This window comes from Micromonospora sp. DT53, assembly GCF_049841535.1.
In the GTDB taxonomy this organism is placed as follows: domain Bacteria; phylum Actinomycetota; class Actinomycetes; order Mycobacteriales; family Micromonosporaceae; genus Micromonospora.
The window spans coordinates 1,084,588-1,108,322 of record NZ_JBNCKM010000001.1 but is presented as its reverse complement, the minus strand read 5'-3'; the positions used below and the strand labels follow the sequence as shown (position 1 = coordinate 1,108,322).

19 protein-coding genes and 1 pseudogene are annotated in these 23,735 nt (G+C 69.4%); 7 read left to right on the top strand and 13 right to left on the bottom strand.

Annotated elements, in window-relative coordinates:
- The first annotated feature begins 22 nt into the window (after window positions 1–22).
- Window positions 23–940 (top strand): LysR family transcriptional regulator, encoded by a 918-nt coding sequence (locus ACLQ3B_RS05120; RefSeq protein ID WP_425777761.1) that lies wholly within the window; start codon window positions 23–25, stop codon window positions 938–940.
- 133 nt (window positions 941–1,073) lie between these two features.
- Window positions 1,074–1,229 (top strand): MEKHLA domain-containing protein, encoded by a 156-nt coding sequence (locus ACLQ3B_RS05115; protein ID WP_425777759.1) that lies wholly within the window; start codon window positions 1,074–1,076, stop codon window positions 1,227–1,229.
- Window positions 1,230–1,270: 41 nt separating this feature from the next.
- Here the strand turns inward: ACLQ3B_RS05115 and ACLQ3B_RS05110 are convergent, their stop codons facing one another.
- From ACLQ3B_RS05110 to ACLQ3B_RS05100, 3 genes are all read right to left on the bottom strand, one after another.
- Complete coding sequence (locus ACLQ3B_RS05110; protein ID WP_425777757.1) at window positions 1,271–2,149, bottom strand: alcohol dehydrogenase catalytic domain-containing protein; 879 nt, start codon at window positions 2,147–2,149, stop codon at window positions 1,271–1,273.
- A 196-nt stretch (window positions 2,150–2,345) separates the two neighbouring features.
- Complete coding sequence (locus tag ACLQ3B_RS05105; RefSeq protein ID WP_425777755.1) at window positions 2,346–3,029, bottom strand: hemerythrin domain-containing protein; 684 nt, start codon at window positions 3,027–3,029, stop codon at window positions 2,346–2,348.
- Window positions 3,030–3,379: 350 nt separating this feature from the next.
- On the bottom strand, window positions 3,380–5,605 hold the full coding sequence (locus tag ACLQ3B_RS05100; RefSeq protein WP_425777753.1) for a hypothetical protein: 2,226 nt from the start codon (window positions 5,603–5,605) through the stop codon (window positions 3,380–3,382).
- 282 nt (window positions 5,606–5,887) lie between these two features.
- Between ACLQ3B_RS05100 and ACLQ3B_RS05095 the strand changes: the two are divergent.
- Window positions 5,888–6,037 (top strand): annotated as a pseudogene (locus tag ACLQ3B_RS05095) (low temperature requirement protein A); the annotation flags it as partial.
- Between the two features lie 174 nt (window positions 6,038–6,211).
- Window positions 6,212–6,970 (top strand): SDR family oxidoreductase, encoded by a 759-nt coding sequence (locus tag ACLQ3B_RS05090; protein WP_425777751.1) that lies wholly within the window; start codon window positions 6,212–6,214, stop codon window positions 6,968–6,970.
- Between the two features lie 525 nt (window positions 6,971–7,495).
- On the opposite strand, the gene ACLQ3B_RS05085 is transcribed toward ACLQ3B_RS05090, so the two are convergent.
- Window positions 7,496–8,395 carry an AraC family transcriptional regulator gene (locus ACLQ3B_RS05085; protein WP_425777749.1) on the bottom strand — a complete coding sequence of 300 codons (900 nt, stop codon included), beginning with the start codon at window positions 8,393–8,395 and terminating at the stop codon, window positions 7,496–7,498.
- A gap of 203 nt (window positions 8,396–8,598) precedes the next feature.
- Window positions 8,599–9,357: an SDR family NAD(P)-dependent oxidoreductase gene (locus ACLQ3B_RS05080; protein ID WP_425777747.1), complete on the bottom strand. Its 759-nt coding sequence runs from the start codon at window positions 9,355–9,357 to the stop codon at window positions 8,599–8,601.
- A 339-nt stretch (window positions 9,358–9,696) separates the two neighbouring features.
- On the opposite strand from ACLQ3B_RS05080, the gene ACLQ3B_RS05075 reads away from it, so the two are divergent.
- Both ACLQ3B_RS05075 and ACLQ3B_RS05070 read left to right on the top strand, forming a co-directional pair.
- Window positions 9,697–10,158, top strand: coding sequence for a nitroreductase/quinone reductase family protein (locus tag ACLQ3B_RS05075; protein WP_425777745.1), 462 nt, complete (start codon window positions 9,697–9,699; stop codon window positions 10,156–10,158).
- Window positions 10,159–10,668: 510 nt separating this feature from the next.
- Window positions 10,669–10,809, top strand: coding sequence for a hypothetical protein (locus ACLQ3B_RS05070; protein WP_425777743.1), 141 nt, complete (start codon window positions 10,669–10,671; stop codon window positions 10,807–10,809).
- A gap of 1,539 nt (window positions 10,810–12,348) precedes the next feature.
- Here ACLQ3B_RS05070 and ACLQ3B_RS05065 read toward each other — a convergent pair.
- Together ACLQ3B_RS05065 and ACLQ3B_RS05060 are read right to left on the bottom strand one after the other, a co-directional pair.
- Window positions 12,349–12,876 (bottom strand): DUF6036 family nucleotidyltransferase, encoded by a 528-nt coding sequence (locus ACLQ3B_RS05065; RefSeq protein ID WP_425777741.1) that lies wholly within the window; start codon window positions 12,874–12,876, stop codon window positions 12,349–12,351.
- A complete protein-coding gene (locus ACLQ3B_RS05060) occupies window positions 12,873–13,259 on the bottom strand; it encodes a hypothetical protein (RefSeq protein ID WP_425777739.1) in 387 nt (128 codons plus the stop codon). Before ACLQ3B_RS05060 ends, ACLQ3B_RS05065 begins: the two co-directional genes overlap by 4 nt.
- A gap of 854 nt (window positions 13,260–14,113) precedes the next feature.
- Here ACLQ3B_RS05060 and ACLQ3B_RS05055 point away from each other — a divergent pair.
- A complete protein-coding gene (locus tag ACLQ3B_RS05055; protein ID WP_425777737.1) occupies window positions 14,114–14,290 on the top strand; it encodes a hypothetical protein in 177 nt (58 codons plus the stop codon).
- A 259-nt stretch (window positions 14,291–14,549) separates the two neighbouring features.
- On the opposite strand, the gene ACLQ3B_RS05050 is transcribed toward ACLQ3B_RS05055, so the two are convergent.
- Genes ACLQ3B_RS05050 through ACLQ3B_RS05025 form a run of 6 tightly spaced genes read right to left on the bottom strand, consistent with a single transcriptional unit; the run spans window position 14,550 to window position 23,691 of the window.
- Window positions 14,550–15,257 (bottom strand): aspartyl/asparaginyl beta-hydroxylase domain-containing protein, encoded by a 708-nt coding sequence (locus ACLQ3B_RS05050; protein ID WP_425777735.1) that lies wholly within the window; start codon window positions 15,255–15,257, stop codon window positions 14,550–14,552.
- A gap of 24 nt (window positions 15,258–15,281) precedes the next feature.
- Window positions 15,282–16,562: an ATP-grasp domain-containing protein gene (locus tag ACLQ3B_RS05045; RefSeq protein WP_425777733.1), complete on the bottom strand. Its 1,281-nt coding sequence runs from the start codon at window positions 16,560–16,562 to the stop codon at window positions 15,282–15,284.
- Window positions 16,559–17,827: an ATP-grasp domain-containing protein gene (locus ACLQ3B_RS05040; protein ID WP_425777731.1), complete on the bottom strand. Its 1,269-nt coding sequence runs from the start codon at window positions 17,825–17,827 to the stop codon at window positions 16,559–16,561. The genes ACLQ3B_RS05045 and ACLQ3B_RS05040 overlap by 4 nt, the downstream gene beginning before the upstream one ends.
- A 44-nt stretch (window positions 17,828–17,871) precedes the next feature.
- Complete coding sequence (locus tag ACLQ3B_RS05035; protein WP_425777729.1) at window positions 17,872–18,645, bottom strand: SDR family NAD(P)-dependent oxidoreductase; 774 nt, start codon at window positions 18,643–18,645, stop codon at window positions 17,872–17,874.
- Window positions 18,646–18,683: 38 nt separating this feature from the next.
- Window positions 18,684–19,439, bottom strand: coding sequence for an SDR family oxidoreductase (locus tag ACLQ3B_RS05030; RefSeq protein ID WP_425777727.1), 756 nt, complete (start codon window positions 19,437–19,439; stop codon window positions 18,684–18,686).
- Window positions 19,432–23,691, bottom strand: a complete 4,260-nt coding sequence (locus ACLQ3B_RS05025; RefSeq protein WP_425777725.1) for an amino acid adenylation domain-containing protein — start codon at window positions 23,689–23,691, stop codon at window positions 19,432–19,434. The genes ACLQ3B_RS05030 and ACLQ3B_RS05025 overlap by 8 nt, the downstream gene beginning before the upstream one ends.
- Window positions 23,692–23,735 lie beyond the last annotated feature (44 nt).

Genomic DNA, 23,735 nt, shown 5'->3' with positions numbered 1-23,735 from the left:
CGCGATCGGCGATGATGGGCGGGTGGAGATCCGACAGCTCGAGTACTTCCTGGCCGTGGCCGAAGAGGGCGGCTTCACCCGTGGTGCCCGCCGCCTGCGCGTGGCGCAGTCGGCGGTGTCGGCCACCGTGCAAAAGCTGGAACGGGAACTCGGCATGCCACTGTTCTCCCGCAACGGCCAGTCGATCTCGCTGACCGAGGCCGGTGAAGCCCTGCTGCCCGAAGCCCGGGGATTGCTGACCGCGGCCCGGCGCGCCCGCGACACCGTCGACCAGGTCCGCGGCGGCATGCGCGGCACGGTCCGGATCGGCACGCTGGCGTCGATCGGCATGCGACCGGCCGCCGACGGGCTGCTGGTGGTCGACCTGCCGGCCGTGCTGGGCCGGTTCCACGTCACCCACCCGTTGGTGACGTTCCGCCTCAACGTCGCACCTCGGGGCTCGGCCGATCACTTCCAGGCCCTGGCCGACGACCGCCTCGACCTCGCGATGGTGGCCGTCACCGACCAGACGCCCGCCGCCCGGGTGCGGCCGCTCGGCTCGGTGCGCTGGAGCTTGATCTGCCCGGCGCGGCACCGGCTGGCTGGCGCGACCTCGGTGACCCTCGATGATCTGGCCGACGAGAAGTTCGTGGACTTCCCCCACGGCTGGGGCAGCCGGACCGTGATCGACCGCGCGTTCGCCGGCGCCGGAATCGCCCGGGAAGTTCTGTTCGAGGCCGCCGACCAGGCCAGCGCGCTCGGCCTGGTCCGCAACGGTCTCGGGGTGACGTTCCTGCCCCGGGCCGGCAGCGAGGGCGAGGGGGTCAGCGTGGTCGATGTCGCCGACGCCGACCTCGACCTGCGGGTGGGCTTGGCCATCGCCCAGCAGCGCGAGCCGTCGGCGGCCACCAGCGCCCTGGCCGACGCGATCGTGCGCGCGGCCGCCCGTACCCGACGATGAACCTCTGTCCATGGTTCGCCCCTCCAGCGGTGCCGACGAATGCCTGCCGCAGGCACAGACGGGGCGCACAGGGCCGGGTTCAGCCGCCCTCCGCCATCTCGAGAGACAGTCCGTCGGTCGACATCCTCGTCCAGTGATCGGCGGCGACGCCCGGCTCGCCGACGGCCGCCCGCTCCGCAGGGACGGCGAGAAGTTCTCGATCGAGAACGTCACGATCTGGAACCTCGTCGAGGAGGGCGGGCATCTCGCTGGACAGGCCGCCTTGATCAGGCGCTGGATCCAGGTGTGAATCTTCGGCGCCCCCGAGCGGCCTCGGGGGCGCCGGAATGATCAGACGGCCAGAACAACCTTTGTACGCAGGGCGCCGTCGGCGAGCCCGGCGTGCACCGAAGCCACCTCGGCCAGCGGCCGGACGATCTGCGGACGCAGCGTCAGCCGTCCCTCGGCGAGCGCGGCCATCGCCTCGGCCAGCGCCGAGTTTATCCCGTCCGGAATAGCGCTGGACAGGACCACGCCGATCTGAGGACCGTGCGGATCGGACAGGGTGATGACCCGGTCGGTGCCACCGGCCAGGCGGACCGCAGCCTCCAGATCGGAGTGACCCGACGCGTCGAGCACGGCGTCGACGGCGGCTACGCTCTCCCCCAGCGGGCGGGCGTAGTCGATCGGCGTGGCGCCCAACTGCTTCGCGGCGGCGAAATCGGCACCGCGTACGGCCGCGACGACGTTGACGCCGGCCGCCACCGCCAACTGCGTCGCGATGGTGCCGACCGCGCCGGTGCCGCCGAGGATCAGGAGGGTCTCCCCTGCGGTGACCCCCAGCAGGCGCAGAGAACGGACCGCCGCCTCGCCGGAGGCGGGCAGCGCGGCGGCGTGTTCCCAGCTCACTCCGGCCGGTTTGCGGACCCAGTAGCTGGCCACCACGTACTCGGCGTAGCCGCCCAGCCCGGGCAGCGAGACGGCGACCTCATCACCAGCGGCGACGTCGCGCACCCCGACGCCGACCGCGTCGACCACGCCGGCCGCCTCGAACCCGAGGATCGCCGGGTCGGCCAGCTTGAACACGTGACGCAGGTGACCCGCCCGAATCGCCAGGTCGGTCGGGCCGACGCCGGCGAACCGGACGGCCACCCGGATTTGCCCCGGCCCCGGCTCCGGCACGGCGACGGTGGACAGGCTCAGGACATCGGGATCGCCATAATCGGACATAACGGCTGCTTGCACGGTCTCCCCTTAAGTGATATGTCACTTGATTTCCGGAAAGCGTAGCCCCGTCCGTTGCCAACGGACGGGTGATCAGGCCCACGGCGGGGTTTGATGAACTCTGACAACTCCCATCCGTCATCAGGCAGCGCGACCACGCCAATCGCGTGCCCGGACGCGGCGACGTGGTCCATTCGGGACGCTAGCGGGGTCCGTAGGGCTTCGGGGTAGCCGTCCCGTACACCCGCTTGGCGTACCGCTTGTAAGCACCTGGCCCCAGAGCCGAGAAGACGAACCACGGAATCGCCGGGATAGTGCTGCGCATGATGTCCCGGGTCTCCTGGTCGGCCTCGTACAGCGCCATGCCAAAGGCGACCGGCAGTTTGCCCGGCTTCAGCGCCTTCATGGTGTGCTCGCTGGCCTGGTTCCACTCGGCGGCCGTCAGGTAGGTGTCGATCAGCCGCAGCACTTGGTCCTCCTCCAGTTGGAGGTGTTCGAACAGGACCGTCAACAGGTACCGGGCGCAGCCAACGACGGCGTCGCGGCTGGCGGCCGTGGCGGTGGTACGCCATTGACCGGCCGCCGCCGCGAGCTGCTTCAGTGTTCCTTCCAGGGCGTGGTGCTGGGATTCCATGGTGTGCACCAGCGGGCTGATCTCTGGGGTGCCCCGGGTCAGGAGCCGCGGCCACACCAGTTCGTCCTCGCCCTGGTGGTGATGATGGAGGAAGGTGACCAGGAACTCGAGGTGGTCGGCCACCACAGCGGCGCGCCGCGTGTCGCCGTCAGCCACCGCCTCGATCAGCTCCGGCAGGTTGGTGAACTCACGCCGGAAGACGCGGTGCACGGCGTACATGTCGCGGCTGTCGGCCGCTGCCTCGACGGGCACGATAGTCTCCCCTTCGATCTGTCGTCGCCGAACGAACGGGGGATCCCTGCTCCGGTTCGATTCCACCCCGCCGAAGTGAGAGCGATCACCAGAGGGAACGCGTTGGCGCCGCGCGTCATCGAGGTGGCCGCGATGAACCGAACCGATCCCGGTCAGTCTGTGGGAGCAGCGCGACATCATCGTCGGGCACGCGGCCACGCTCGCCGGCGACCAACTCGACGCACTCGTGGCAGCGCGCATCGCTGAGCCGGTAGGACGCGGTGAGCCCGGCGCGCAGACGCCGGGTGCCAGCGGTTCGAGGACCACGGGAACCGGGCGATGCCGCCGGCGCAGCCCACGCGGCCGAGGCGTTACGTCTGGTCCGTGGCGCCGAGGCGGTCGCCGAGGTCACGCACCGCTTCTTCGAATGCCTCGTCGGACTCGCAGGGAGCGTGGCCTTTGATTGGCGGCGGGAAAATGTCGCTGGACGGCGCGATGACTCCAGACGGATCGCGCAGCCTGCGGTCCACCGGTGCCTTCTGAACGACTGCGGTGGGTGTCTCGTCGGGTCGGTACGGCGGGAAGACCCGGCCGCCGATGGGATCGGTGTCCCGCCACAGGTTCACCCACCGCCACCCGACCCGGCCGGCGATCTCGTGAATCACGTCGTCGTTGACGTATGCGGGAAAGAGCCGGGCGTACAGCCGTCGCAGCGGTGAGCCGTGGGTGAGTAGGGCGACCCGGCTGGTGACCCGTGGCGGCAGTTGGAGCACTGTCGCGGCGAGCAGGACGGAGCCGTGACTGTGTCCGGTGAGCACCACCGTCTTGCCGGAGTCGACGAGGTGGGTGATCCGGTGGGTCAGTTCGGGGACGGCCCGTTCGGCGTAGCACGGTGGCGCGAACGGGTGAGCGGCTCTGGGCCAGAAGGTGCCGAGGTCCCACAGCACACCCACGTAGCGCCGGAATCCGGGGGTGCGATAGGCGAAGATCCCTCCGATGATCAGACCGGCGAAGATGGCGGCGATCAGGTAGCTGCCGACACCAACGCCGAAGTTGACCAAGCTGGCCGGCAGCCCTACGTACCGCTGGATCAGCTCGTCCGGAGGTGTTCGCACCAGGCCGAGCGCCACCGTCGTCATGCCGAGCCCGGCAAGGACGGCATAGAGCACCGCGAGCAGCACCAGCCTCTCGGTGAACCGGGCACGGGCTATGGTTCGGCGCACCTGCCGCAGTCGAGGCCGGGCATCGACCGGAGCGTCGGGAAAGTCCCGAGCAACGATCGACGCCGCCGCACGGTTCCGTCCCGGTCGGGACGTCAGCGACACCACGCCGGCGACGGCCAGCGTCGCCAGCACTGCCAGCGAGAAACCGATGATTATCCAGATGCAGGAACGCGGGGGACTGGTGGTCAGGGCCTCAGCGGTCGGCGCACCCCTGTTCAGAATGTCGGCCGCCCGATAGAGAAGTTCAGCGGCGAACACGACCACCAGACTGATCGCGGCGACCGAAGTCGCCAGGGCACCGAACCCGAGCAGGGGCGCGGCATCCGGTCGCCGGTCGCGGTGCAGGAACAGCACCGCTCCCAGGACTGCCAGCAACACAACCTGACCGATGAACAACCCGACGACCGTCAGGTTGTGGCCGGGTAGCCCATTCCGCTCCGGCCAGGAGGCGGCACTGGTCAGGATGTAGCCCTCGACCAGGACGGTCAACCCAAGGGTGGCGGTGCGCAACACACTGGCTGCCCGGTCAAGCCGCAAATCCGTCTGCGCGGTCAGCGGTGGAGCGCAGAGCAGGGCCACACACGTGATCAGCACAAGTCCGGCAGCCGCCGCCAGCGCCACGACGCCGACCGACATGTTCTCTGCGGCCCGTGCGCCAAGCAGGCTGAGGTCCAGCGTGGTGAACGCCGCCGCGACATGAATTGAACGCAGCCGGCCGACCAGCGGCTCCCTGTCCCATCGCCCGACGGCGGTGAGCCGGCGGGACACCGGGTTCGGCTGGTCGGCCGCCCGGGAGGTCTGAAACGGTAGTGCCGGGCGTGCGCTGATCGCCCACACCAGGCTGATGGCGGCGACCGGCGCCAGCGCGAGCACAGCCAGGCGCAGTCCAGCCGGACGATCCCCGAGCCACGACAGCCAACTGCGCCCGGCCAGGCAGTCGGGCGAGGACATGCACTTCCACGCGATGACATCCAGCGCGATCCCGACGATGCTGAGCACGTACATCCCGGTCACGGTGAGCGCCAACAGCCGGCACAGAGCCTTGATCAACGGATCGGCGCCGGACCCGGCCGGACGCATCCAGATGGCGAGATTGATCAGCATGAACGGAAGCAGGATCACCATCGACAGCGTTCGCACCGCGGTGCCGGCGGGCAGATTCTTCCAGCGGTACGCCTCCAGAGTGACTCCGGCAGCCTCTCCACCGTCGTGATGTTCCGGGCGAAGTCGGTAGAAGCCGCCCCTGCGGTCGCCTGCCACCTGCTGCACGTGCGGCCGGTCCAGCAGGTCATCCGGCCCCGTTGCCGACACCCCGTGCACCCGCAGCTCCACCACGCCGTCGGCCCCGGCGCGCGCCCGCGCCTGTTGATCCATCCGGTACCTGCCCTCCGGCATGTCCGCGGCTCACCGGCCCGATCGGGTGATCCGATGGCGCCAGAATGGCGGAACGGGCATACCCCACAAAATCAGAGGCAACCCTGGCGGTAGTCGTGGCAACGCTGACGCGCAGACGTATCCAGCGGGCCGGAACCACCGACAGTGACACCAGGTCGGCTGCCGTGGGTTGTCATGCCGACTTCCTTTCGTATCGACTCGGCGAGCCCCGGGCGTGGTACCAATACCCAGAAAGGCGAAGCCGGCAGGAATGGGCGGCCCATGTCGACAAGGGCGGCGGCGCTGCTTCGAAAACCGGGGCAACCGCAGCGGCCGAGCCTTCTGGAACTCTTCTTCGACCTGGTCTTCGTCTTTGCTCTCGATCGGGTTTCGCAGCGGCTGGTCGACGAGCTTACCGAGCGGTGGATCGTCCGAGGTTTTTCCATGCGCACCCGCGGCGACGATTGAACTCCCCCTGCTCTGGTGCGTCTGAGGCTGAGAGTGCCTACTCGCAGGTTCTCCACGCTACCCGGGGTGGCCGGTGCGGTCCGCGAACTGTTCGCCGCCGCCCGCAGACGCCGCCCGCCGCCAGAAGGGATGAAGACAATGCTCCGCCGGAATATCCTGATCACCGGGGCCAGCTCCGGGATCGGCCTGGGCCTGGCCCGGGAGTTCGCCGCTCGCGGACGCAACCTGGCTCTGTGCGCACGCCGCCTCGACCGCCTGACGGAGCTGCGGGAGGTTCTTACCAAGACCTACCCAGAGATCACGGTCGAGGTGCGGCAGCTCGATGTGACCGATCCGAGTCGGGTCCACGAGGTTTTCGAGGACTTCCGCTCGGCCCTCGGGAGCCTCGACCGCATCATCGTCAACGCCGGGATCGCCGGCGGCGGGCCGATCGGCCGTGCCTCAGACGAGGAGGGCAACCTCGCCCTTCTGCGTACCAACGTGCTCGGCTCGTATCTGCAGTGCTCCGCCGCGATGAGCATCCTGCGTGAGCAGAACGTGGGGGGGCATCTGGTGCTCATGTCGTCGATGAGTGCCAAGCGCGGGCTGCCCGGCCCGCTGGCCACCTACGCCGCGTCGAAGGCCGCGGTTGCTTCGTTCGGGCAGAGCCTCGGGGCAGACGCCGTGGGTACGCCGATCGTGGTGACCACGCTCTACCCCGGATACATCCGCACCGAGATGACCGACACCAGCGGCGGGGAAATCCCGTTCATCATCGAGGCCGACCTCGGCACCCGGTTGTTGGCCAAGGCCATCGAACGCGAACCGGGCAGCGCCATCGTCCCGTCCTGGCCGTGGAAGCCGATCGCGGCGACCGTCCGGCTGTTGCCGACACGGGTCGTCGCCAAGCTCAGCTGACCCTGCAGGAGAACAAATCGTGGAACTGTGCGCCGCGACTGCTGGGAGCCGGCGTCGCAGACTGACACCGCCCCCACGGCCGGTGTCAGTCTGTGGGCCGGGCTGACGGCCAACCTGCGGGCGCCGCGCGCCGCGAGCACCTGGAGTACCAGCGCGATGCCTGACCGTAGCCACTGCAGATCACGACGTTCTCCGGACGGGCCGATATGCCGCGGACCCGGCTGAGGTAGTCGCTCAGAGCCGCATGCAGTTCGGGTACGCCACGCCCGTCGAGGTAGGCGAAGCGCTCGTTCGGCGTGGTCATCAGGACCGTCCGCACCGAACGCAGCCACGCGGCCCGAGGTAACGACGACACATCGCTGCGCCCGTACCCGAAATCGATCCGGCCCGCCGGCCGATCCCCGCCGCGCCGACCCACCGACGGCGGAACCGGCTCGACCGCCACCTGGGTGTAATCTCCGCCCGAGCATGTCCGCTGATCATGCTGCCGCACCGGGAAACACCAAGACCCCGACAGGGTCAAGCTCAAGGCAGCGCAGTGACGAGTTCAGCTGGCGGAGTGTGGAGTTGGGTGTCCTTGCTGGGCGGTGTGCCGAACATGCGGCGGTATTCACGGCTGAACTGGGAGGGGCTGGCGTAACCGACGCTGAGGCCCACACCGGTGATGTCTGAGGGGCGGCTGGCGAGCAGGAGCCGTGCTTCTTGCAGACGGACGCGTTTTTGGAACTGGATGGGGCTCATCCCTGTGACGGTCTGAAAGTTGCGGTGGAACGCGGAGACGCTCATGCCGGCGATTTTCGCCAGGCTCTCCACGCGGAGGGCGGTGGCGTAGTTCTCCCGGATCTGACGCACGGCGCGGTTGATGTGGGCCAGTCCGCTGTCGGCGAGACCGAGCTGGCGGATGGCGACTCCCTGCTCGCCGCGCAGGAGATGCCAGAGGATTTCCCGCTTGACCATGGGAGCGAGGATCTTGCGGTCGGCAGGCTGCTCCAGCAGCCGCAGCAGGCGCACGATGGCGTCCAGTAGTGCAGGCGGGGCCATGGAGACGGCAATGCCGGGTGATGCCGTACGTGGGGTGGCCGGCAGGTCTCGGGGGTCGGCTTCCAGCAGGAGTTCAGCAAGGGCTGCGGGAGCGAGAGTCATGCCGAATCCGAGGGTGGGCTGCCCGGTGTCCAGGACGTGGCCGGTGACGGGGAGATCGGCAGAGGCGATCAGGTACTCGCCGGGCCCATACTCGTGGAGGCGCTCGCCCAGGGCTAGGCGTTTGCCGCCCTGGGCGATGACTGCGAGCACAGTCCCGGACATCCCAGTCGCCGAAGCGCTGGGCTGGGTGAATCTGCATACCTGGATGCCGTCGATCGCCGTGCTCATGTCGGGCCGCGCATGCCGGTCAAGAAGCTCACGCATTTCGCCAAGGGCAGACATGGATCCATTTTTGCACGAACCTCTCCACGGGCTCGCTGGCCGGGCAGGATTGGGCACACATTCATGGACTCCGCAGGGGTGCCCACCAGGCAGGGCAGCCTGTGGGCGGCTGTCTTGGCCCGTCGCGGAGTGAACCGTGGGCGGCGTGTCTGGACGGAAGGGACTTGGCTTGGCGCACAGTTCACAGCCCAAGCAGGAGTAGTTCAGAGGTTCTGGCCTCCGGAAACTTCGATGTCCTGGGCGGTGATCCACCGGCCTTCCTCGGAGACCAACATGGCGATGACCATGCCGATGTCGTCGGGCTCGCCGACGCGGCCGAGAGTGAAGGTCTTCGCCAGCTCCGGGATGATCTCCGGGTTCTTGCTGAACGCGTCGTCGGCGAAGCGGGTTACGGTCGCTCCCGGTGCGACCGAATTCACGCGGATGCCGCGGGGACCGAACTCCTTGGCCATGTAGCGGGTGAGCACCGCCACGGCACCCTTGAGAGCCGCGTAGACGGAGTATCCCGGCGCGGTCACCTGAGGCAGCGTGGAGTTGCTGGTCAGGTTGACGATGGCGCCGCCGTCGGCGAGGAGCGGCAGCAGTGCCTGGGTGAGGAAGAAGGGCCCCTTGAACAGGCCATTCGTGAGTCGGTCGAATTCCTCCTCGCGGGTGTCCTCGATCATCGCCATGCCGGCGAATCCGGCGTTGTTGACCAGGTGGTCGAAGGAGTGCCGCCGGAAGGTCTCACGCAGCACCTCGGCAACGGTCTCGCGGAAGATCGTGAAGCCTGCCATATCGCCGAGATCCAGGTGCAGCGCCACGGCCGTGCCGCCCTGCTGCTCGATCCGCGCGACGGTGTCCTTGGCGCCCTGTTCGTTGGAGCTGTAGGTCAGGATGACGCCGGCACCGCGCCGGGCGATCTGCAGGGCGGCGCTCTGGCCGATGCCGGAGCTTGCACCGGTGACGACGGCTACCTTCATGGTGTGCCTCCTGGGGCCTGAGGATTCGTCGGAATCCGTGGGAGTGTGTCCCTTCCAGGAGACCGCTGTGCCGGGCCCGCGAAAAGAATGATCCTCTTCGCCTCTTGCCCAATTCTCTTGGATGGACAGGCCTGGGCTGTGTCAGCCGCGCCCCCGCCACTGTCCGGCGCCCAGGGGCGCGTTGGCCTTCGCGTGACTGCCCGGCTCGTCACCCTGCTGTGCCTACGCGCGGGCAGGATCGTGCAAGGATCCGCCAGGATGCCCCTAGCAGCCCTCCCGGTGTGACGGTTGACTTGCCCCAAGAGCCATTTCCGTGAGGCACGAGTGAGGCAGCCGACCATGACCGAAGCCGCGGACAGAAGCTACAACGTGGGCGCGGTCCGGCGCGCTCTGGCCATCGGCCCGGGCTCGCCGCGCGAGGCACGCACCATCGACATCACCACCCTGGGCCGGCGCACCGGTCGTCCGAGGCGCATCGAGATCTGGTTCCACCATGTCGACGGCCGCTGGTACCTCAGCGGGATGCCGGTGCCCCGAAGGTGGCACGCCAACCTGTCGGCGCACCCGCACTTCACCTTCCACCTCAAGAACGGCATCCAGGCGGAACTGCCGGCCACGGCAGTTCCGGTCAAGGATCCCGCAGTGCGCCATCGCGTACTGTCTGCGGTGGTCGCCCTGCAGGACGAGCCCGGTTTGCGCATGCGCGTCACCCAGCGCCAGCGCTTGGAGGACTGGCTCAAGCACAGCCCGCTGATCGAGATCGTTTTCGACGACGAACGGCTGCGTCCGCCGCTGAGCTGACCGCCCTGAGCGACATGGAGCGGCAGTTTTTTGCGCGAGCAAGACCACAGCCCCGGCCGCCTCGTCGGCTGACTGGCTTCCCGCGGCTGGACCGGCACGCACCAGAGCCCGGGTGCACTGCTCCTGCGGTGCCAGCTGCCAGTTCCCCAGGCGGCCAGCGCCACGATCACCGGCCGCAGTGACCTGCCCCGCGCGATCAGCGCCGGCAGGTCTGGAACCGGCAACGCACCGACCACACCGACATCGAGCCTGACGGCACCATCACCATGCACCCTGAGATCCAGCGCTGGAGCACCGCCCGCGGGTCATCTCCCGGCAGATAGCCCACCCAACGCTGGTCACCGAGGAGCAGGCGACCAGTGCGTACGCGATCGCCTCCAGGTAGCCGGACACACCGAGCACCCGCAGCTCCGGCGCCGCATTCAACACTCAGGTCCAGGTCCCCGCCGACGCCCCCGCCTTTCAGCGGCTCCTTGGCCTGCTGGGCCGCTCCCCGTCATGGGTTCGACCGTGCTGAGAACGCGTTGGACGCCCGGACCGGCCACCGCTACCGCCGGCCCGATGCTGGTCAGCGTCACCGACTTTGTGTCCGCCCGGCTGCGCGACGTGCCCGGCATCTACCAAGCCGGCCTCGCCCTGCGCCGGGCTTAAGCCGCACGGAGGTGGACGTGGACCAGCACGTCCACGTGGCCAACGGCAACGCATCAAAGAATGCCGCGACCGCCCCCGTTATCCCGCACTGCGCAGCCCCGACCCGGAAGAGCTGGCCGCCTACTTACGCACCAACAACATGATCATTGTGTGCGACCACCACGCATGGACTATCGAAGCCGAGACCGTGACCTACCCGCTCACCCCGGCGGGGAGCTTCCTCGCCACGACAGCAAAAATCCCCGCCCAACGGGACGGGGATCACGCAAAACACGAACAACCATCACAGTTCGTGTGGAAATAATGTGTCCGAGATTCGAACTCTTGTACGTATCATCGGTGCTCCATCTCGGGTGCACATGCTCATAAATTACGGCACGTTCAGGGTTGGCTCAACCTCGCGCGCTCCTTACCGGGCGTGAGCATGAATCGAAGTCGGGCCGCGTATGGACCAATCTTGCCAGCCAGCTGGCCCGGTTACCGACTGACCGAAATAAACGCGCAGGCCTCAAGCTTGAGCCCCACCGCAGGGGTCCTGGTGAGTTTCAGTCGACCGGCGTTGACGGCAACCCGTGCCGCTCGCGTTCTTCGGTAGCGAGCGCACCAGGTTCACCGCCTTCGTCGAACTCTGAAATTCACCACAACCGCGCGCAGCGCCAGAGCATCCAGCGCCGACCAACGCGATGCAACGAGGTGTTCCCGCAACGCGCAGATCTGCGCTCGCACCGCCAGGGCGAGGGTCTGGATCCGGATGAGTCGCCGGACCGCCGCAGTGTCGGAGCTGGGGTAGACAGTCATGGTGACGGCATAAGCCCTGACGAGCAGGCTGGCATACCAGGCCGGGGCAGGCCTCGAGGCCACCCCGCACCTGCTTCGCGCAGAGCATCACTCCACTTGACCCTACGCACTCTGATCGATACTTTCCGTGCATGACTCAACATGCGTTGTCCCTGAGTAGAGGGGACCTCGATCGGGCCTCGGGCAGCATCCGCTCATGGCTCCCCCGCGCATCAGCCCTGAAGCGTTACAGCGAATGCAGTGGCAAATCCCGTCTGGACGCCGATCGGTGCCGAGAGCGTCCGACACGGGAGGTCGCCACCCTTGGCTCACCGTGACGTCTGCTGTCTGCGTCTGAAGCTGACGAAGATCAAGACTCTGCCGAAACATTACGGTGAAGAGACGTACGGCTTGTTCAGCTACGGCGCCCAGAAGGAATGCAATGGCTCGGGAACGACTCGTCACACTGCGGATCGTCACGTCTCAAGACAGGCAGGCGTCCACGCAGCCGTCAGATCTGTCCATCCTGCCGTCGCACGTCCCTGACGCTGAACAGGAACGGCAGATTCCCGAAGCACCTCTCCCCCGACGGCACCAACTGTTCCATGTCCGAGGCGAACAACCGCAGATAGGATTCTGAGCAAGCGCCGCGCTTTACGGTCACGTTTCACGCGCTTTCGGCGAACAGGTGAGGATCCTGCTTAGAGGCCTGAGCCATCGGAAGTGATCACGTTGACCGCCGCGCTGCGCGGGGGATCCGAATCATCCGAAAAGTTCGCGGATAACTCCCATTCCTCGTGGCGAGATCGCTTCGTCAGGGTAGAAGTCGGCGCACAGACGTATAGCGTCGTCCACCGTCGTTACCTTGGCCAGCGCCGCCAGGGCGCGAAGGTCGTCCACGTCGCGGGTTCGCGCCGCGAGCGCTTTCATCGCGAAGATGTGCTCCGGCGAGGCGGCCATCACGCGCAGGCCAGGGTGGTCGAAGACTCGTCGCTTGCCCGGGTCGTCCTTGCCGGAGACATAAACGCTGGCCTGCTCGTTGAGCCACCACGGCGGTAGCCCCAGTTCGTCGGCCACTGCACGCGCCTCATCAAGGACGACTCCGTGCGGAACGAACATCGCGTCGACGTCCCTGGTCACCCGCTTCGCGTCGTAGGCGAGCGCCATCGCGGCACCACCCACAATAAAGATGTCAGCGACGACTCCGCGGCGGACAAGCCGGTCGCCCAGGTGAGCGAACGCGCGTTCGAGTTCCGCGCGCCCCATGAGGACGCCGTCTGATCCGCTCACGCCGCAGCCAGGTCGTGAACGGAGAGGTACACACCGTGCTTACGGAACGCAGCCGGGGCCCACGCCAGGGCGTCGGCCCGGTGGATGGCCAGTTCGGCCGGGAACCATGCCCGGCGCAGCACACGTGCGTCGACCCATGCGGGCGGAGCAAGATCCGCCTGAGCCAGCAGGTGCTCCGCGAGCGCGGCAAGCAGCGCGTCCCACCGCGGGTCCCCGGTTAGCCCGGGCTCATCCCTCAACAGGTCGGCCCTGGTCTCGGCGGGTTCCCAGCGGTACTCCTCCAGAAACTCCCATACGAGCTTCCAGCGAGTCTGGTCGGTGTCCGCGGACACCAGATGAGTAGCCAACCTGGCCAGACTCATCGGTTCGTAGCTGGTACCCATCGGGCAAGCCTCACCTTCGAACCGACGGTTTCATCCGTTGCAGACTATCGCGGCGCGCCCGACAACACCGCAGAGGCGAGGTGGCGACGGGTGCCCGATTTGGGCCGCGCCCCTGCCCGGACCGTTCACTCATGCTGCACGCACGGCAGCACCCTTGTGATCTTGGTTGTAGGCAGCGCCGTCTGTGACGTTGCCTGTCAACTAACAGGGGGTGCATGCGAGCGTGACTCTCAGTCAGGATGCGATCGAGAAGACGACGAAGTTGGTCGAGTTTCTCGCTGAGGTGACGGCCGCAGTCGAGCGGGACCCAGTGTGCGACATTCTGGAAGACCCGGACGCGCCTGATCCCGTCATCTGGCTCGATGCCCTACCGCAGGGCGTTCAGTGGATGGCTAGCCCTGCCGATGATGTGATCATACGGCTGCGTCCGTCTCGGCCACCGACGGAGCCGACGCCGCCGGAGTTGCTGCACGAGTGGATCGACATGGACCCCGTGGGCAGGTTCGCTGGTTCTGCGCCGCGCCTGTTGGACGCTCGGCTGAGCGGCGATGACAGGCACGAGGCACCGCCGGGGCGGATTGTGCGTGCTTTCGACGCTTGGGTTGAGCAATGGCAGGCATGGTCCGACGACACCAGGAAGCCCACCCCGCGGTGGCGGATGAGGAGTCGCGCTGGCAGTCGCCCTCGGTACCGTCACCGCAAGGCCCGCACCCGCATCTGCCTGGGCCTGGGAACCGGCCGTAACACTCAACGGTAAAGTGGGCTGCAATTACGCGATCACGAACACCGTGCAGTGGGCCTGGGTCGAGGCGTCCAACGGTGAGCAAGGCTGGGCGAGCCTAAGCGGAAGCGGCATGACGCGGCCGTACTACTTCAACTTCAACAGCGTTCCGACCTCGGGCATGAACGTCGTGTTCAAGTGGGGCTGCTCCACGGACGGAGAGCACTCCACCTCCTTCGGCGTCAATCGGCCCTCGACCGGCAAGACGACCACGCGCAACATCTGCTACTGGTCCCCTTGCTGGTTGTAGCAGCGCGGCAAAACGCACTGCTCAGCACAGCATCGCACGAATCCGGACGCAGACGATACATCGACGATGGACTACTCTCCGACATCTTCGAAGATCGCTTCACCAAGTGAAAGGAATCAAGGCCGTGACCAGCATTCCACTGGCCACGGCCTTGGTCGTTAAGTGCGGCGGATCTCGGCGACGGTCAGCGCGATGATCTCCGGGTCGGGGTCGGGCTGCGTGGCGGCGAGGATGGTCAGGGTGCGGCCCACCGGGCCGCTCAGGCGGCGTGCATCACGTCATACCGGGACGCCTCCACGAACTGGGGCGCCCACTTCCGCTTCTTGCGAAGCATGTACCGGTTGAGCAGACCGGCGAGAAACCCCAGCGGGCGGTGGAAGTCGACGATGACGATGATCCGCGACTGGTCGCTCTCGTTGGTCACCTCGTGCTCGTGGTTGACGTCGAGCACCACGCCCTCGCCCTCCTTCCAGGTGTAGTACTCGTCCTCCAGCCGGATCCGCGGCGGCTTCACCGTCGGGACGCGGATGCCCAGGTGGTAGCGGAGCACGCCCGCGTAGGGGTCCCGGTGCGACGGCAGCGGCACCCCCGGTTCGAGGATCGAGACAAAGGCGTTGACGACGTTGGGCGTGGACTCGGCGAACTCCAGCAGCGTGGGCAGTTCCGTTCGGGCCAGCTCGTTGGGCTGGCCGAACATGTACGCGTAGTACAGCTTCCAGTCCTCCGACACCTGGGCGGCGCGGACCGGGTCGAAGGTGCCGTAGCGGGGGATTTCCCGGCGCAGCAGCAACTCCTCCACCTCGGCCTTCAACGCCGGGAATCTCGCCTCCAGCCGGCGGGCCTCGGGGAAGAACTGTTCCGGAGACATGATCCGCGGCCGCTGGGCGCCGCCGGCGGCACGCAGGAAGACCCAGTTCGTGACGGCCCGGATCCTCGGGCTGTTGACGCTGACCGAACCCTTCATCATGAGCTCACCCTTCCTGGTGGCGGATTACCTGCCATCGGTCGTCCGGTGCAGGCCGTCCCGGCCGGCCCGCCAGTGGCTGACCGTGCCGTCGGCCTGCTCGAACGAGAACTGGAGGTGGGCCAGGCAGCGGTCGATGGTGGCCAGCATCGAGGCATGGTCCGTCGCGTCGCCGCGCAGCAGGTCCATGAAGAAGGTCATCACCCCGGGAGCCAGTTCGGCGCCGGCTGCGATCCGGGTCGCGTAACCGACGACCCCCGTCTCCTGTCGGACCTTCTCGACCCCGGCGACCTCGCGCAGCACCCCGCCGCACGTCGGAGGCAGGTTCGAGTACTGGAAGTGCACCCCGCCGGCCGTCGGCGCGGCGCGCGGCGTCACCGGCAGTCCGCAGCTCGCTGCCATCCCGAGGGTGAGCAGGTCCTGCCCCGTGCCCCGCTGGTACAGGTCACCCAGAAAACCGCCGATCCGGCCGTTGACCTCGATGAGCCTCGGCCCGTCGGGGGTCAGTTTCAGTTCGGTGTGGGCGAGTCCTCGGCGTACGCCCAGGGCCCGGAGCGCGGCGGACGCCAGCCGGGCGGCCCGGTCCAGTTCGTCCTGCGGCAGGTGGGAGGGGAGGAACTGACCCTGTTCCCGGAACGGTGGCAGGAGGGGGAACTTGCCGGTCACCCCCAGCGTGACCGGTTCGCCGTCGACGACGACGGACTCCACCGAGACGTAGTCGCCGAAGTCCCCCTCGTCCCGGCCGGTCAGGAACTCCTCCAGCACGAACGGGCGCTGCGCGCTCGGCCGGACCTCGGCGGGCAGCGCGGCGGCGGCCTCGACCAGGTAGGTGTCGCGGCTGCTCTGGCTCCGTCGAGGCTTGACCACCACCGGTCCGGGCCGGCTCGCCAGCACCTCCAGCGCCGCTTCCCGGCTGGTCACCGCCACCGACCAGACCGTGTCCACGCCGTGCTCGGCGAGCCGCCAGCGCTGCGTCCACTTGTCGGTGAGCGCCGCGACAGTGTCCCGGTCGTGGTACGGCAGGCCGAGCCCCACGGCCAGCTCGCCGGTCGTCGGCACCATCCCCTCGCTGAAGGTGACGATTGCGGTGGGGGCGTGGCCACGCAGCGCGGGTACCGCCTCGGACGGGCGCTCCGGGTCGCACTCCAGCACCGGGCCGAACCGGGCGTACTCCTCCTGCTCGGCCGGCTCCATCGATCCGGCGGAGGTGACGAAGGTCGGGGCGTACCCGCAGGCGGTGGCGGCCCGGGCGATGTCGGCGGGCCGGATGGCGGAGGCCGGTACGACGGGGACGACGACCACACTCATCGCGCACCCTCCGCTACCCGGAGCCGGTAGACCTGCTCCTTGAGCTGGTCGATCCGTTGGTAGTCGCGGTCGATGTCGGCCATGCTCGCGGCGCTCATGAAGATCCGCATCGTGCTCGAGTAAAGGTCGACGGTGGGCCGGATGCGCCCGCCGGGAGCGATCTTCAGGTCGAACCGGTACACGGTGTCCAGGGCGGCGATCTCCGCGGCGACCCGCTCGTCCACCCGGTCCACGGTGCCGTCGAGCTCGGTGGCGGTGGTGCAGCAGACGGCCTCGGACCGCTTGGCGTACTGGCGGTCGGCATGGCGGTCGAGGAACTGCTCCGGGCGCAGCACCGCCAGCGCGGTCAGCGTGGCCTGGTTGGCCCCGGCGCACAGGTCGTGGAAGCCGGGGTGCATGTTGCCGGCGATCCGGCAGCCCACCTCGACCAGCGCGGGGCCCTCCGGCGTCACGATCACCTCGGCGTGGGTGGGACCGAAGCGTACGCCCAGGGCGTCCAGCGCCCGGTCCACGTAGGCCGTCAGCTCGGGCGCCGGCGCCTCGTCCGAAGCGAGCAGGCTCTCCCGGTCGTAGATGTTCCGGCCCGACGGCAGGAGCCGCTTGCGGTACTCCCACACGCCGCAGACGTACCGGCGGCCCTCGTGGGAGACCATGTCCACGACGTACTCGGTGCCTGACAGGTACGACTGGACCAGGGCCTCCGGGTTGGCCTCGCCGTAGATCGTCTCCGAGCCGAGCACCGCCGCCGCCGCCGCCCGCACCTCCGCCTCGCCGGCGCAGATGTGGACGCCGTCCCCGGCGGCTGACCGCCGCGGCTTCACCACCACCGGGAAGCCGCGGTCGCGCGCCCAGCCGACCAGCTGCTCGACGTCACCGCTGCTGAGCTGGGCGGGGCAGTGCAACCCGGCCGCCTGCAGCGCCTCGGTCATCCGGTACTTGTCGCGCCGCGCCTCGGACAGGCCGCCGTCGTTCATCGGCAGTCCCAGCGCCCCGGACAGCGCGTCGGCCAGCAGCACCCCGGGCTCCTGACCGGCGAGCACCCGCACCGGTGCGTACGGCAGCAGCTGCTCGACGGTCTTCGCCAGGTCCTCGTGCAGGATCCGCGCCGCGTAGCCGGACAGATCGGGTTCCGGCATGGAGGACATGAGCTCCGTCGTGCTCTGCACGTGTACCACGTCGGCGCCCAGCGCGGTGAACTCGGGCAGCAGGTACTTGCCCGACGTGTAGGCGTCGACCAGTACGACGACCGGCCTCTGGTGCGACAACGGACCCCCCAGTTCGAGGACGTGCGGGCGGACGGTGAGCGGGCTCAGGTCGACGAGAAGCCGCCGTCGACGAAGATCGTCTGACCGGTCAGGTAGGCGGAGGCGCCACTGGCCAGGAACACCGCGACACCGGTGAAGTCGGCCAGCTCGCCGTTGCGGCCGATCATCGTGCGCCGGGCCATGGCCTCGGCGCGCTCCGGATCGCGGAACACCGGCTCGGTCAGCGGGGTGTGCACGAAGCCCGGCGCAATCACGTTTGCGCACACCCCCCGCGCGGACCACGCCTCCGCCTGGGACCGGGTGAGTGCGGCGAGGGCCGCCTTCGACACGCCGTACGCCCCGCTGTTGCCGAAGGCCCGGATCGCCTGCTGGGAGGCGATGTTGATGATCCGGCCCCAGCCGTTGGCAGCCATCCTGGGGCCGAACCGCTGCCCGAGCACGAACGGCGCGTCGAGGTTGATCCGCATGGTGAGGTCCCAGTCGCTCTCGGAGAGTTCGTCCAAGTGCGGCCGGAGGTTGACGCCGGCGGAGCTGACCAGGATGTCCGGGTCGCCGTGGCGGTCGATCAGCTCGTCGGCGACCCGGTGCAGCTCGGCGCGGTCGCCGAGGTCGGCGCTGAGCCAGTCGGCCGACCCGCCGGTGGCCCGCAGCGCCTCCGTCGCCTCACGCAGCTGCTCGGGTCGGCGGGCCACGAGCACCACGTGCGCGCCGGCCCGGCAGAGCGCGTCCGCGATGGACCTGCCGATACCGGAACTTCCTCCGGTCACGACCGCCCGGCGCCCGTTGAGCGAGAACAGGCTCTCGACGAAACCTTCCACCAGCGACTCCTTCTCCTCGGCCTACCGACGGACGGTACTCACACGCGCTGTCGGGTGGGGCGGAGCCGGATGTCGTCGAGGTGGACGTGGGCGGGGCGGTCGACGACGAAGCCGACGGTCTCGGCGACGTCGTCCGGGGTCAGCAGTGGCCCGTTCTCCTGGATGACCTTTTCGAACCAGGTCATGTCGTACCCGGCCGCCTCCTGGAAGCCGGAGCGCACGAAGCCCGGTTCGATCAGGCTGACCCGGACGTTGTGGACACACACCTCCTGACGTAGCGCCTCGACCAGCGAGTGCACCGCGAACTTCGTCGAGCCGTACACCGGGTTGGCCGCGGAGACCTGCCGTCCGACGGTGGAGCCGATGACGACGATGTCTCGTACCTGACGGCCGCCGTCGGCCTCCGCCCGCGCCCGGAGGTACGCCCCGCTCGCGCGGAGCTGGTGCAGCACGGCGAGGTAGTTGACCTCGACCAGTTCCCGCCACCGGTCCGGGTCGGAGCCGAGCACGGTGCCCGGCAGGCCTTGCCCGGCCGACAGCACGACGATGCTCACCGGTCCCCAGTCCTCGGCAGCGGCCAGCAGCCGCTCCGGGTGGTCCGGCTCGGTCACGTCGGCGCAGACCGTCCGGACCTCGCCGGGCTCCCCGGACAACTCGTCGACGAGCTTGGCCAGCTCGTCGACGTTCCGGCCGGCGGCGACCACCCGGATACCCCGCCGGACGAAGTGCGCGGCGACCGCACGTCCGATGCCCGACGACGCCCCGCTGACCACCGCCACGCGCTGCTCAGTCACGTCCCACCCCTGCTTGCTTCACCACAGGTATCTCTCCCTGATCGACCAGTCGGGTCAGGTATGCGATCAGCCAGTCCCGGGTGGGCGCGGGGAACTCCACGCCGAGTCCGGCGAGTGTGCGCAGGGTGCGGGACCGTTCGTACCGAACGTTGCGCTCGGCCCGGCTGGCCCAGAAGTACGCCAGCGAGGTGCGTTCGTCGCCGGCCTCGACGTACCGGCCGAACAGGTCCGCGAAGGTGGGCGCCGGGTCCTGCTCCAGGACGCAGCCGACGGCCCGCAGCGCGTCGAACACCTCCTGGTACGTCATGGTGTGCCGGCTGTCGACGTGGAAGGTGCCCCCGTCGACAGCGGCGCTGCGCGAGATCGCCAGGATCCCCTCGGCCACCACGTCCACCGGGCTGAGGGTCAGCGTGTCCGGGCCGAGGCTCGGCACGCGGCGCAGGTGCGCGCAGCCCCGGAGCAGCTGCACCAGCCGGCTGGATCCGGCGTTGCGCTGGAACCGGCCGGACCGGGAGTGCCCGCTGACGTTGCCGCAGCGGTAGACGAACGCCCGGCCACCTGCCGCGACGAACTCGTGGACGACCCGTTCCGCCGCGTACTTGCTGCGCTCGTACTCGTTGAGGAACCGCTGGCCGACATCGAGGCTCTCCTCGGAGAAGGCCACCGGCGGCCCGTCCGGTCCGGTCCCGCAGACCGCGAGCGTGGACACGTGGTGCAGGTCCTTGGCCCGTCCGGCGCCGGCCAGCCGGACCATCGCGCGTACCGCCGCGATGTTCTGCCGGGCGAAGGAGTCCCGGTCGCCGAAGAGCCGGGTGTCGGCGGCCAGATGGTAGATCGCCTCCGCCTCCCGGGCGAGCCCCTCGTACGTCCGCTCGTCCAGGCCCAGCCCGGGCGCCGCGAGATCCGCGGTGTGCACGACCAGCCGGTCGGCATACCGGTCGAGCCGCTCGCCGGGCAGGTACCACGCGTACGCGTCGCGCAGCCGGTCCACGGCCGGAGCACCGGCGTGCGCGCGGACCAGGCAGTGCACCCGGCTCCCGGTCCGGGTCAGCAGCAGGTGCAGCAGGTGCACGCCGATAAAGCCGGTGGCCCCGGTCAGCAGGACGGAGCTGTACTCCCGGACGGCGTCGGTTCGCGTTGGGGTCAGGTCGCGCAGCTCGTGCGGCACCTGGAGCAGCAGTCCGGTACTGGAGCCGTGCTCCATGACCAGGCGTCCCGCCCCGGGCCCGGACCCGGCGGCGCGCAGCAGGTGCGCCCGGGTGGCCCGACAGACCGCCCGCATCTGCTCGGGGTCGTGCAGTTCGGCGGTGAAGGACAGGTCGACGATCAGCTGGCCGTCGTGCAGCCGGGCGGTGAGTTTGAGTGGGTAGACGCGGTCGTTGTCCGGGCCGCGCACCGGACCGACGCTGTGCCGGGAGACGCGGGGTCGCAGGTCCCCGGAGCGGGGCAGCGCGAAGGAACCGAGGTAGTTGTAACAGAGTTCCGCCCGGCGGGGCTGCCTGTGCAGCCCGTAGGCCACGCCGAGCCGGGGTACGCCGTCCAGCCCGGCAGAGGTGGCTGCGATGGTCGCCGGGAGGCCCCCGGTGGTGACCGGGACCCGCAGCGGGAAGGTGGAGGTGAACCAGCCGACCACCCGGGAGACGTCCACTGAGTCCTCGAAGGTCACCCGGCCGTGGCTCTCCACGTCGACCACCAGCTCCTCGACGCCGCGCAGCTCACCGAGCGCCTGCCCGAACGCGGCCAGCAGGACCGCCTGCGGGGGCCCGGCCGCGGCCAGGGCCGTCGTCTCGCTGCGGGACAACCCGAACCACACCGCCTGGGCGTGCGCCTCCCGGTTGTGCCCGGCGGCCCCGGATGGCAGTGCGGGGAAACGGGTGAGATCCGCCCAGTGGCCGAGGTCCGCGCGCAGCTCACCGGCGTGCCGGTGCAGGTGGGCGGCCCACGCGCCGAAGTCCGCCTGCCGGTGCGGGCGGCCGGGCTGTCGGCCCTGCCGCCGCTCCTGGTAGCAGCGGGTCAGGTCGTGGACGAGGATCCGCCAGGACACCGCGTCGACGGCGAGGTGGTGGCCGATCAGCAGCAGGTGCGCCTCACCCGCCCGCTGGAACAGGTGGGCCGTGAACAGTCGTCCCGCCGGGACGCTGATCTCGCTCTGTCGGGCGCCCGCCACGTCGCGGACGTGCCGGGCGGCGGCCCGCTCCTCGGCGGGCAGCGGTGAGGTGGTGAGGACGTCCTGCACCGGCCGTACCTCCCGGCGGGGGACGCCGGACTCGCCACGCGCCGCCACGAACGCCGTGCGCAGCATCGGGTGCAGGTCGACCACGTCGCGCACCGCCGCGGTCAGTTCCGGTACTCGTACGTCGTCGGCGACCTCCAGCAGCAGGGCCTGACTCCAGTGGTCGGGCTGCCGGAAGTCCTGGCCGAAGAACCAGGCCTGGGCCGGGGAGAGGGCGGTGCCGTCGTCCGGCGGGGTGGTCGGGCCGGCGGGGCCCGCGTCGGTCTCCCCGACGCGCAACCGGTTGGCGAGGGCCGTCACGGTCGGCGCGGCCAGAAACGCCGCGGTGGTGACGGGATAGCCCTGGACCTGAAGGTTCGCGATCACCCCGATGGCGTCGATCGAGCTACCGCCGACGGTGCCGAAATCGTCGTCGATGCCGAACGCGTCGTGTCCGAGGGCGCTGCGCCAGGCGGCGACCACGTCGGCCAGGACCGGGTCGTCGGCGACCGGCGCCGGTCCGCTCCGCGAGGCGATCCTTGCCTCGACGAGTTCCCGCAGGGCGCGATGGTCGATTTTGCCGTTGTCGGTGCGGGGAAAGGTGGTGAGGAGTTCGATCCGGTCGGGCACCATGTAGTGCGGCAGGATCCCGCGCAGCCGCCGGCGCAGGTCGGCCGGTTCCGGGCGGCCCGCGCCGGGTGCGGGGAGCACTGCGGCGACCAGGACCGGCCGTTGCGCCGGCCGGTGGACGACGACCGCACCGGCCAACGCCGGGAGGCGGCGCAGTCCGTTCTCGACGTGGTCCAGCTCAACCCGGTAACCCCGGATCTTGACCTGCCGGTCACCCCGGCCGAGGAACTCGAACACCCCGTCCGCGTCCACGCGGACCCGGTCGCCGGTCCGGTAGGCGCGGCCGTGCGCCCCGAGCCGGTCGATGAACGCCTCGGCGGTGGCCGTCGCGTCGTTCCGGTAGCCGAGGGCGACGGTCGGGCCGGCCACGTACAACTCGCCGATGGCGTTCCGCTCGTGCAGCCGTCCTTCCGCGTCCCGCACGACCAGCCGGGTCGAGCCGAGGGCGGTGCCGATCGGCACGGAGCCGACGTCGCCGAGGGCGTCGAGGTCGGCCGGGTCGTTCAGGGTGTGTACGGCGACCCCGACGGTCGTCTCGGTGGGGCCGTAGTGGTTGGCCAGGGTGCGGGTGATTCCCGAGGCGAGGATCCGCCGGGCCAGGTGCAGGTCGAGCAGTTCGCCGCCGAGGATCAGCAACCGCAGGAGCGGCCCGCTGGAGCCGGCCTCCCCAACCGCCCGGAAGACCGCGTCCCAGTGCGACGGGGTCGTCTTGACCACGTCGATGCCTTCCTGGCGCAGGTACTGGTGGAGTCCCTGGGGGTCGCGGCGGGTCTCGTCGTCGACCAGGTGCAGCGTCCCACCGGTCCACAGGGCCAGGAAGAGGCAGGTGTTGCCCAGGTCGGCGGCGAGCGTGGTCACGTGGGCGTAGCGCATCGGTCCGGTGATGTGGAGCCGGTCGCGCAGGGCCTCGGTGTAGTGCCGGATGTTGTCGTGGGTGACCAGCACGCCTTTGGGCACGCCGGTCGAGCCCGAGGTGTAGAGCACGTACGCCGGGTCGTCGCTGGCGACCACCGTCGGTGGCGTGGGCGGACCGGCCAGTGTGGTGGCCGCGACGTCGAGGGTCCGCAGCCCGTGCCGGGACACCTCCGGATGACGCGCGGTGGTGATGACGAGGTCGGGCCGGGCCTGGACGAGTCGGCCCACCCCCTCGGCCACCGGGTCGGTGGGCTCGACGACGGTGTACGCCGCACCGCAGCCGAGCACGGCCAGCAGGGCCACGACCGATTGCGCGGTACGGTCGAGGTGGATACCCACGAGGTGTCCGCGGGCGATGCCCTCGCCGTGCAGGCGCCGGCGGAGCTTCGACACCTCGCGGTCCAGCTCGCCGTAGGACATGCGTTGCGCCCCGCTGACGACGGCGGTGCGATCTGGGTGGGACTGTGCGCACGCGTGGACCAGCGCCGGAAGCATGCTGCGATCCTTCGGGGTGGGCTGTCGACGGGAGCGGACCGGTG